General features: G+C 70.2%; 10 protein-coding genes and 1 tRNA gene. 4 read left to right on the plus strand and 7 right to left on the minus strand.

The genetic code is table 11. From position 1 onward, the window contains the following. Positions 1 to 1,083: 1,083 nt before the first annotated feature. Positions 1,084 to 1,761 carry an SRPBCC domain-containing protein gene (locus C5E10_RS17020; protein WP_104332650.1) on the minus strand — a complete coding sequence of 226 codons (678 nt, stop codon included), beginning with the start codon at positions 1,759 to 1,761 and terminating at the stop codon, positions 1,084 to 1,086. A 213-nt stretch (positions 1,762 to 1,974) separates the two neighbouring features. After that, positions 1,975 to 3,264 (minus strand): MFS transporter, encoded by a 1,290-nt coding sequence (locus tag C5E10_RS17025; RefSeq protein ID WP_258071193.1) that lies wholly within the window; start codon positions 3,262 to 3,264, stop codon positions 1,975 to 1,977. A 166-nt stretch (positions 3,265 to 3,430) separates the two neighbouring features. Here C5E10_RS17025 and C5E10_RS17030 point away from each other — a divergent pair. Then, a tRNA-Arg gene (locus C5E10_RS17030) sits at positions 3,431 to 3,503 on the plus strand. Between the two features lie 121 nt (positions 3,504 to 3,624). Here the strand turns inward: C5E10_RS17030 and C5E10_RS17035 are convergent. Beyond that, entirely contained in the window at positions 3,625 to 3,894 is a 270-nt protein-coding gene (locus C5E10_RS17035; RefSeq protein WP_104332652.1) for a hypothetical protein, read from the minus strand. 90 nt (positions 3,895 to 3,984) lie between these two features. Here C5E10_RS17035 and C5E10_RS17040 point away from each other — a divergent pair, with 90 nt between their 5' ends. Next, positions 3,985 to 4,299, plus strand: coding sequence for a heavy metal-binding domain-containing protein (locus C5E10_RS17040; protein ID WP_104244492.1), 315 nt, complete (start codon positions 3,985 to 3,987; stop codon positions 4,297 to 4,299). 44 nt (positions 4,300 to 4,343) lie between these two features. On the opposite strand, the gene C5E10_RS17045 is transcribed toward C5E10_RS17040, so the two are convergent. Both C5E10_RS17045 and C5E10_RS19325 read right to left on the minus strand, forming a co-directional pair. Then, complete coding sequence (locus tag C5E10_RS17045; protein WP_104332653.1) at positions 4,344 to 5,681, minus strand: NAD(P)/FAD-dependent oxidoreductase; 1,338 nt, start codon at positions 5,679 to 5,681, stop codon at positions 4,344 to 4,346. Positions 5,682 to 5,829: 148 nt separating this feature from the next. Next, positions 5,830 to 6,420, minus strand: a complete 591-nt coding sequence (locus C5E10_RS19325; protein ID WP_219820399.1) for a TetR/AcrR family transcriptional regulator — start codon at positions 6,418 to 6,420, stop codon at positions 5,830 to 5,832. Positions 6,421 to 6,534: 114 nt separating this feature from the next. On the opposite strand from C5E10_RS19325, the gene C5E10_RS17055 reads away from it, so the two are divergent. After that, on the plus strand, positions 6,535 to 7,344 hold the full coding sequence (locus C5E10_RS17055; RefSeq protein ID WP_104332654.1) for an SDR family NAD(P)-dependent oxidoreductase: 810 nt from the start codon (positions 6,535 to 6,537) through the stop codon (positions 7,342 to 7,344). Then, entirely contained in the window at positions 7,341 to 8,390 is a 1,050-nt protein-coding gene (locus tag C5E10_RS17060) for a 2,3-butanediol dehydrogenase (protein WP_104332655.1), read from the plus strand. Before C5E10_RS17055 ends, C5E10_RS17060 begins: the two co-directional genes overlap by 4 nt. A gap of 92 nt (positions 8,391 to 8,482) precedes the next feature. Here C5E10_RS17060 and C5E10_RS17065 read toward each other — a convergent pair whose 3' ends face one another. Both C5E10_RS17065 and C5E10_RS17070 read right to left on the minus strand, forming a co-directional pair. Beyond that, complete coding sequence (locus tag C5E10_RS17065; RefSeq protein WP_104332656.1) at positions 8,483 to 8,710, minus strand: DUF1272 domain-containing protein; 228 nt, start codon at positions 8,708 to 8,710, stop codon at positions 8,483 to 8,485. Beyond that, positions 8,710 to 9,330: a DJ-1/PfpI family protein gene (locus C5E10_RS17070; protein WP_104332657.1), complete on the minus strand. Its 621-nt coding sequence runs from the start codon at positions 9,328 to 9,330 to the stop codon at positions 8,710 to 8,712. The genes C5E10_RS17065 and C5E10_RS17070 overlap by 1 nt, the downstream gene beginning before the upstream one ends. Positions 9,331 to 9,425: the final 95 nt, after the last annotated feature.

Consider the following 9,425-nt stretch of genomic DNA (forward strand, 5'->3'; position numbering starts at 1 on the left):
CCACCTGCCCAATCCCGCGCACCCCCTCCGCTGCCCCGCGACTCTCCGCCGCCGAGGGCTGACTTGTGGTCGCTTCGGGCCCGGGATGACGACCATAAGTCAGCTCTGGGCTGCAGGGCATCGGGGGCGAGCGGGGAGTGGAGGAGGGCAGTGGAGGAGCCAGCCCCGGGCGCCTCGACTGAGCGCTGCCCCCGCGCCCAGGGGTGACTTGTGGTCGTTTCGGGTCCGGAATGACGACCATAAGTCAGCCCTCGGCACCGGAGGGGGCAGCGAGGGCGAGGGCGAGGGCGAGGGCGAGGGCGAGAGTGAGGGCGAGTGGAGTGGAGTGGAGAGGAAGGCAGGGTGGGAGTCGGACCTCTCCGCCCACCTTGCCGCGCCTGCCCACCCGCGCGTCGCCCGTGCGCCCGCCCTGCCGCGCACGTCCATCCACCTTCCCGATCCCGCGCACCCCCTCCGCTGCCCCGCGACTCTCCGCCGCCGAGGGCTGACTTGTGGTCGTTTCGGGACCGGAATGACGACCATAAGTCAGCTCTGGGCTGCAGAGCATCGGGGGCGAGCGGGGAGTGGAGGAGGGCAGTGGAGGAGGGCAGTGGAGGAGCCAGCCCCGGGCGCCTCGACTGAGCGCTGCCCGCGCGCCCAGGGGTGACTTGTGGTCGTTTCGGGTCCGGAATGACGACCATAAGTCAGCTCTGGGCACCGGAGGGGGCAGCGAGGGCGAGGGGGCTGGATGCAAGGGCTGCGGCTGCGGCTGAGGCGTCGAGTCGGTCGCGGGGCGAGAGGCGCGGGGCGAGAGGCGCGAGTTGAGAGGCGCGGGTCGGGAGGTCGGATTCGGGCTTCGCTAGCTGGGAATCGGAATCGGGATCGGGATTCCGAATTCGGGGTTCGCGAGCCGGGATTCGGGATCGCGGGTCGGGACTCGGGAGGCTGCAACGGTATGGCCGTGGACGCAGGCGGTCGGGCCGTCGAAGATCGGGGTCTGCCGTGTCGAAGCTCTGGCGTCAGCCGCGTCGAAGCTCTGGCGTCAGCCGCGTCGAAGATCTGGCGTCTGCCGCGCCGAAGATCTGGCGTCTGCTGCGCGGAAGATCAGGCGTCTGCCGCGTCGAGGCCGTCGAGGTAGGCATCGGTGGTGCGCTTCTGCGCGGCGCGAGCGTCTGCCTCGTCCGAGCCGGCCGCGATGGAGGCATCCGCCCACGATTCGGCGCTCAGCATGAGGAAGCTCCTCGCGTCGTCGCCGCGCACCCACGAGGTCGTCTCGAGGGGGACGGTCGCGCCAGCCTCCAGGTGGTGGGCGAGACTCGCGAAGCTCAGGTCCCAGCCGACTCCGGTCGCGCCGACGCCGAACTTGGGCCACGTCTCCTCGTCGGTCGGGGAGTGGTGCTCGAGGGTGAGCGTGGCGTGGGTCTCATCGACCTTCGTGAAATGGGCCTCGATGTGCGTGTGCTCGCCGTCGTACTCCCAGGTCAGCGTGAAGGAGTCCGGCGCGTGGCAGCCGGTGATGTGCCCGTGCGCGTTGTCCTGGATCTGGTAGGTGCCGCCCTGGCGGAGGCTGCCGTCGACGGGCGCGAACCACTGGGCGAGGCGGGCGATCTCGGTGGCCGCCGACCACAGCGAGCTGCGCTTCGCGGCGAACGTCTGCGTGAGGGTGATGACGAAGCCGTCGTGGCCGTCGAGTTCCTGCATCCGCACCGAACGGGTGACGGCGGCCAGCTGGGTGGCGCTGTCGAAGGTCGATGTGCTGGTAGAGGTGGGCGCCTTCGTCATGTGCCCTCCTTCTGTGTCGGTGCTGGGCGGGATGCGGGGCTGGGGCGGCGTGCCGGGGCCGGTGCCGGTGCCGCGTGCGTGGGGCGGCGCGCGTGCGCGCTCTCCTAGCGTCGCACTTCGGCGTTCACCTTGGCAGGCCCCGCGCGGGGTTGCCTGTGACGATTACGTGAAGTTGCGGTTGCGGACGTGCGACGACGCCGCGCGTCGGGCGGGTCAGGGGACGCGGACCGCCTGGGTGGCGGCAGTCTCGCCCTTCCAAGGGAGCAGGAAGAGGGCGAGAAGCCCGGCGATGATGGTGAGGCCGCCGACCATCCAGATGACGCCCGGCCAGTCGAAGTGCTGGAAGAAGACGCCGCCGAGGAACCCGAAGAGGCTTGAACCGCCGTAGTAGCCGAGGTTGTAGAGCGCGGTCGCCTGGGCGCGGCCGCGGGTCGGGTAGGCGCCGGCCCAGCCGACGGCGACGGAGTGCGCGCCGAAGAAGGCGGCCGTGAAGATCGCGAGCCCGGTGATGACGAGCCACAGCTGCGGCGCGAGGGTGAGCGCGAGGCCGCCGAGGGAGACGGCCGTGGATGCGAGGAGCACGACCTTGCGTCCGTGGCGGCCGGCGAGGCGAGCGATGAAGGGCGAGGAGAACGAGCCGGCGAGGTAGGTGACGAAGACGAGCGACACGAGCCAGACGGGGAGGAAGTAGGGCGACTGGGTGAGGTGGAAGCCGAGGAAGTTGTAGACGGCGACGAATCCGCCCATGAGGAAGAAGCCCTGCGCGAAGAGGCCGAGCATCCTGGTGCTGGAGAGGTGCGCGGCGATGGCCTTCCATGCTCGGCCGATGCTCGCGCCAAGGGTTCCGCCCGCGTGCTTGGCGAGCGGGGCGAACCCGCGCGGCTTGGGGATGAGCCAGATGAAGAGCACCGCCATGGCGACGGAGATGAGGGACACGGTGAGGAGGCCCAGTCGCCAGTCGAGGAGCTCGGCGACGGGGGTCGGCACGATGCGTCCACCGAGGCCACCGAGGGTGTTGCCGGCGACGAAGGTGCCGGCTGCTCCTGCAGCGGCCGTGGGGTGCAGCTCCTCGTTGAGGTAGGCGATGGCGCAGGCGGGGACGCCGCCGAGCGCGAGTCCCTCGAGGAGGCGCAGCGCGAGGGCCAGCTCGAAGCTCGGCATGAGGATCATGAGCAGACCGAGCACGGTTGCGCTCGAGATGGAGATCGTGATGGCGCGGACGCGCCCCATCCGGTCGGCTGCTATCGACCAGGGAAGGACGGAGATGGCGACGCCGAGGGTGCCCATCGACACCATGAGCGCCGCCATCGCGGGGTCGATCGCGAAGGTCGTCGAGATCTCGGGCAGCAGCGCCTGTGGGGCGTAGAGCTGCGCGAACGTCGCGAACCCCGCGCAGAGCATCGCGAGTTGAATGCGTCGGTAGTCGCGGGACCCGCCGAGGTGTCCGAGCCAGGGGTTGCCGGTGGATGGGGGCTTCGGGGTGCTGGCGCGGTCGGGGGTCACTCGTTCGAGGGTACTCCGGGGGTTTCGTCGGAGCATTGTGCGTCTGCATGGGCGCGCGTGGATCGTTCGTGGTCTTGCCCGAAATGACGGGCGACCCGCCGGGTTTGCGGTGCGCCGGGGTCGTGTGTAAGCTATCCCCTGGTCAATCGCGCAAGCGAAAGACTGGGCGCCCGTAGCTCAACGGATAGAGCATCTGACTACGGATCAGAAGGTTAGGGGTTCGAATCCCTTCGGGCGCACGGTACCAGAGCTTCCAAGCTCGAGTACGAAGCTCTGTGTTGAGACAGATGCAGGAAAGGCTCGCGAAAGCGGGCCTTTTTTGTTTGCCGTCGTGGGGCCGTCTCAGTCGCTCGAGGAGGGTCAGCGTCGTGCGGCACGGTTGGCTGACGCGTCCGCGCGTGCGATGCGCGCGAGGGCGATCAGGCCAAGGACAAGCAGCACGAGCGCGCTCGCGGGCGCCAGCATGAGGCCGGTGTAGCCGAGGCCCACGAGGAACTCGGCAGTGCCCGGGTCGGCCGTGTCCGGGTGGGCAGCCGCGAGGGCGCCGGCAGGACCGAAGGCAGCGGCAGTCGCGAGGGCGGTGAGGCTGAGCCCCAGCACGACGGCGACGATGGCGAGCGCACGCTTCATGCTCTCGAGCCTCCCACACGAGCCTCCCGAGCGAGACGGTGGGGTCTCCGCGTACTTCCCGTGGAGGCCCGGATTCGGTAGCGTTCCCTCATGATCATCGTGACGACCAATGACGTTCCCGGCACATCCATCTCGAGCGTCATCGGCGAGGTCTCGGGCCTCACCGTGCGCTCGCGGAACATCGGCGCGCAGTTCGCGGCCGGTTTCAAGTCGCTGGGCGGCGGCGAGCTGAAGGGCCTCACGACGCAGCTCGAGCAGGCTCGGGCGGAAGCCGTCGCTCGCCTCAAGGCGGCAGCGGAGGCCGCCGGAGCGAACGCCGTCGTCGCGATGCGCTACGACTCGAATGAGATCGACCAGAACTACCAGGAGATCGTCGCCTACGGAACGGCCGTCGTCATCGCCTGAGGCTGAGTGAAACTCGGCCAGCCCTTCGCGCGAATCGCCTCCCGCTACGCGCGGCCCTTGAGGATGAGGTTCCAGTAGACCCACGGCAGCACGCGTCGGTCGAAGACCCAGGTGAGCCGACGCTCGCGCGCGAGCCCCTTCCAGAAGGGGACACTCGGGCGCTGTTGCCCACCGGCGTCGAACTCCGCGAAGACCACGCTCGAGCGCGAGACGGTGAACGGGGCGACGGTGTAGCCGTCGTACTCGCTCTGCGCGGCCTGTCCGCCGAGCACGCCGGCTAGGTTCTCGGCGAGGGTCTTCGTCTGCTTCCGCAGCGCCCCGCCGGAGCGCTGGCTCGCCGAGACGGCGGCGTCGCCGAGCGACCACACGTTCGGGTAGCGCCGGTGCTGCAGGGTGCGCCCGTCCACGTCGACGAATCCAGCCTCGCTGTCGGTCAGGGGCGCCGCCGCGGCGAGACCCGCCTCGGCGATCCAGGCGGGAGCCCGCTGCGGGGGTTCCACGACGAGGGCGTCGTAGTGGATGCGCTCGGACTCGGCTTCGGGCTCGCCTTCGACGTCTGCCGTGGTACCGACCGCCGCCCTACCGATGACTGCGGTGCTGCTGTCGGCGATCACCTCGCTGAGCCGCGATTCGCGGCGCACCTCGATGCCGTATTCGGCGACCTTGCGCTCGAGTTCCGCGTCGATCTCGGGCACGCCGAGCGGCGTCGCGTCCGGCAGGACCAGCACGACCCGAATGCGGTCGAGCACGCCTCGTGCGCGCCAGTAGTCGCACGCCAGGTACATGGGTTTCTGGATGGCACCGGCGAACGAGGCGGGCTCGGGGGCCTGCACGAACACGGCGGTGCCTTCCCGCAGGTCTCGGAGCAGGTGCGAGGTCTTGTCGGCGAGTCCGATCTCATAGCTGGATGCGACGCGCGGCGACTGGAGGGCTGCGTGCAGGCCGGGGATCGCATCCCAGTCCTGCACGATGCCCGGGCAGACGACGAGGTGCTCGTAGCCGACTCGTCGGCCGGACTCGAGGACCAGCGATGAGGTCTCGGGGTCGACGGAGGCGACGGCGTCGCGGAGGAGCGTCACTCCCGTCGGCATGACGTCGACCTGCGGTCGAGTCGCCTGGCTCGCCTTCGCGGTGCCGCCGGCGACGTGCGAGAGCATGGGCTGGTAGACGTGGTTGACGCGCGGCTCGATGACGGTGATGTCGGGGATGCCGGTTCGCTGCAGCCGGCCCGCGACGGAGAGGCCCGCGTTCCCGCCGCCGATGACCAGCACGCGGTAGGTGGTGAGCGTCGGCTGCTGTGCTGCCTGCTGTGCAGGCTGTTTCACTGCGTGCTGCGCTGGCTGCTTTTTCGGCTGGGCGTCGCCGTTCGGGGTGGGGGTCATCAGAGCGACGCTAGCCGCCGGACGGCGTCGCGGACCCGTCACCGGGGCATGGTCACGCAACTCCCAGCCTGCTGCCACGATCAGGAAACAGCGTCGTCAAACATGTGGGCCGCTGCCGGGCGCCGGACCCACCCCGCCCATTCCCGACCTAGGCCCGGCCGAGCCACCAATCGGGGGACGCGGCGATGATCGTGCGGGCCGCCGCATCCACGTCGTCGACCTCCCCGGAGCGGAGCCATTCCTCGATGGCGCTGACGGTGCCTCCGCCGGCGTAGGCGATGAGGAGGCGCGCGTGGCGTTCGCGGTCGATGCCGGGCTGGGCTGTCGGCGCGATCTCGGGGTGGCGGGCGAGGTGCGTGCGGAGTCCGGTCTCGATGCGGTCGACGAGGGTGTCGCGGACGGCCCCGGTGAGTCGCGGCGACATGGCGTTGCGGTAGATCTTCGCGTGGCGTGCGACGTGCCGAAGGAGCTCGCGCTCTGGTTCGTCGAAGACGCTGAGCTCGCTGCCGCTGCTGGCTGGCAGTGATTCGAGGGGTGCCATGAGGGTGTCGATCTCCTCGCCAAGGAAGGCCGCGAGGAGATGCTCTGGCGTGGGTGCGTGCCGGTAGAAGGTGTCGCGGGTGATGCCGGCGGCTCTGGCGACTTGCGCCACGGTGACATCGGCGATGGGCTGCGCGGCCGCGAGCTCGTAGATCGCCGCGCGGAGGGCAGCGCGTGTTCGTGCCTGACGCGGATCCATCCGCCCACCCTATGGGCTGCAGGGCGGGCCCACAGCAAACTATCTGACAGGTGCCTGATAACCGGCGTACGCTGGAGTGGCACGCCAACGACGGCGGGCAGAACGGAGTGAGCAATGTCGCAAGCAGCAGACACGACCGCAACCGGCCGAGGCCGATTCGCCGGCAAGGTCGCGATCGTCACGGGAGGCGTCTCGGGCATCGGGGCGAAGATCACGGAGCGCCTCGTCGCCGAAGGCGCCAGTGTCGTCGTCGCCGACATCAACGCCGAGCTCGTCGCCGCAGCAGGCGAGACCTTCGGTGGCAACGTCATCGGCCGCCGCACCGACGTGACCGACGAGGACGACTTCGCAGGCCTGATCGCCGAGACGGTCGAGAAGTTCGGCACGCTGGACGCGCTCTTCAACGTCGCGGGAGGCTCCCGCTCGGGCACCCTCACCGACATCTCGTTCGCCGACTGGGACTTCACTGTCCGCCTCAACCTCTACAGCGCCTTCAACGGGACCCGCCTCGCCGCCCGCCAGTTCCTCTCCGAGGGCAAGCCTGGTGCGATCGTCAACGTCGCCTCCCTCAACTCGCTCGTGCCGATGCACTTCGGCGTCGGCTACACGGCTTCCAAGGCCGCGGCCGTCATGCTCACGAAGCAGGCGGCGCTCGAACTCGGCGAGCACGGCATCCGCGTGAACGCCGTCTCGCCCGGCCTCGTCGCGACCCCGCTCACGAAGGGCCTCACCGACATTCCCGGCGTGCAGGAGGCGTACGACGAGCGCATCCCCTTCCGCCGCGCGGCGCAGCCGGAGGAGATAGCATCGGCCGCGCTGTTCCTCGCGAGCGACGACGCCTCCTACATCTCCGGCGACAACCTGGTCGTCGACGGCGCCTGGTCGACGACCGGCTACCCCGACCTGCGGAAGTTCCTCGCATGAAGGCCGCGGTGTTCCACGGCAAGGAGGACGTGCGGATCGAGGAGGTCGCCGAACCCACGCCGGGCCCTGGCCAGGTGAAGCTGCGCAACGCGTACGCCGGCATCTGCGGCTCCGACCTGCACGTCTACTACGCGCCGGAGAGCTCGGGCCTCGACTTCGAGCATCCGCACCCTGTCACGGGTTCGCTGCCGCCGCAGATCCTGGGCCACGAGTTCTCCGGAACCGTCGTCGAGCTCGGCGAGGGCGTCGACTCGGTGCGGCTCGGCGACCGCGTCGCGGTGTGGCCGATCTACGCGTGCGGCGAGTGCGCGGCCTGCCGTCGCGGCAAGCCGAACGTGTGCACGAAGATCGGCTTCCACGGCCTCTCCTCGCACGGTGGGGGCATGGCCGAGTTCACGACGGTGGATGCGAGCAAGCTGCACGTGCTGCCCGAGAACGTCGACCTGCGCCTGGGGGCGCTCGTCGAGCCGATGGCGGTCGCATGGCACGCGGTCGAGCAGAGCGGCGTGCAGGCTGGGCAGACGGCGCTCATCTCGGGTGCCGGCCCGATCGGCATCGGCGTGTGGTTCGCGTTGCGCGCCAAGGGCGTCGAGACGGTCATCGTGTCCGAGCCGAGCGAGGGTCGCCGGTCTGCGATCGCCGGGGTCGGAGCGGCGAACCTCGTCGACCCGACGACGGAGGACCTCTCGGCTCGGGTCGCTGAGCTCACGGCCGGGGACGGCGTGGATGTCGCCTTCGACGCTGCCGGAGTCGGGCCGGCTGTCGCGGCCTCGCTCGCGAACCTGACTCCCGGTGGGCGCGTCGTCGTCGTCGCCATCCACGAGCGGCCCATGGATTTCCTGCCGACGCAGCTCGTCATGGGCGAGACGGCGATCGTGGGCACCCTCGCCTACCTGCAGAGCGACTTCGACGCGGTCATCGCCGCGATGGCGGCTGGCGGATACACGGCTGACGGCTGGGTCGACGATGTCGCCGTCGACGACGTGGTCGGGGCGATCGAGAGCCTCCGCGCGGGCAAGGGCATGAAGGTGCTCGTGCGGGCCTAGCGTTCGTGCGGGCTGAGCGTTCGTGCGGGCTGAGCCCTCGTGCGGGCCCAGTGCTCGTGAGGGCTTGCCCGGAGCGTCCGGGAGCCGCGTCGCTACCCGCCGTGCACCCGAACGGTGCTCGGCGGGTTCGCGGCGAGCTTCGAGGCCGGGCGCACGGGGCGACGCTCGAGATTGCCGCCGCAGTTCGGGCACGCCCGACCCTCGAACGTGGCCACGCAGTCGCGGCACCACGTGCACTCGAAGGTGCAGATGTACGCCTCAGCGTGCGGCGGCAGGTCGACGTCGCAGCGTTCGCAGTTCGGGCGGAGCTCGAGGGCCATCAGGCGAGTCCGTTCTTCTCGGCGAACGGGTCCCAGCTCGCGTCCGTGTGCACGTCGAGCTCGGCGGCGTCGCTGACCATCGCCGCGATGTCAGCGCCGTGGATCGAGGAGATGATGGCGGCGGTCATGTCCATCCCCGCGGCGACCCCGGAGGACGTCCACCGGTTTCCGTCCTCGACCCAACGTGCCTGCGGGATCCACTCGACCGAGGTGCCGTGCGACGCCGCCCAGGCGAACGCCCGCTTGTTGGAGGTCGCCCGGAACCCGTCGAGCAGTCCGGCCGCCGCGAGCAAGGCGGAACCCGTGCAGACGGACGTCACGAGGCGCGCATCCGCTGCCCACCCTGCGAGCCAGCCGAGGAACCCGGCGTCGACGGCGAGGACCCGCGTGCCCTGCCCACCGGGGACGAGCACGATGTCGGGGCGCGCGGCGTCGGCGAAGCCGCTGGTCGCGATGACCTCCGGTCCCTGCGAGCTGCGCACCGGCCCCGCGTGCGGCGCGATCAGCTCGACGTCGAAGAGCGACGGGTCGAGCCTGAACAGCTCCACCGGGCCGAACACGTCGAGGAGCTCGAACCCCTCGAACAGGACAACGGAGATGCGACGCTTCGCTTCAGGCATGTCCGCATTCTCGCAGGATGACGACCGTTCTGCGCCGTTGTCGATGCCGTGGACGCGCATGTCTTCGCGCTCGCCCCGCCCCGCCGCCTCCCCGC

Origin of the sequence: Pseudoclavibacter sp. RFBG4 (assembly GCF_002931515.1) — a bacterium.
In the GTDB taxonomy this organism is placed as follows: domain Bacteria; phylum Actinomycetota; class Actinomycetes; order Actinomycetales; family Microbacteriaceae; genus Pseudoclavibacter.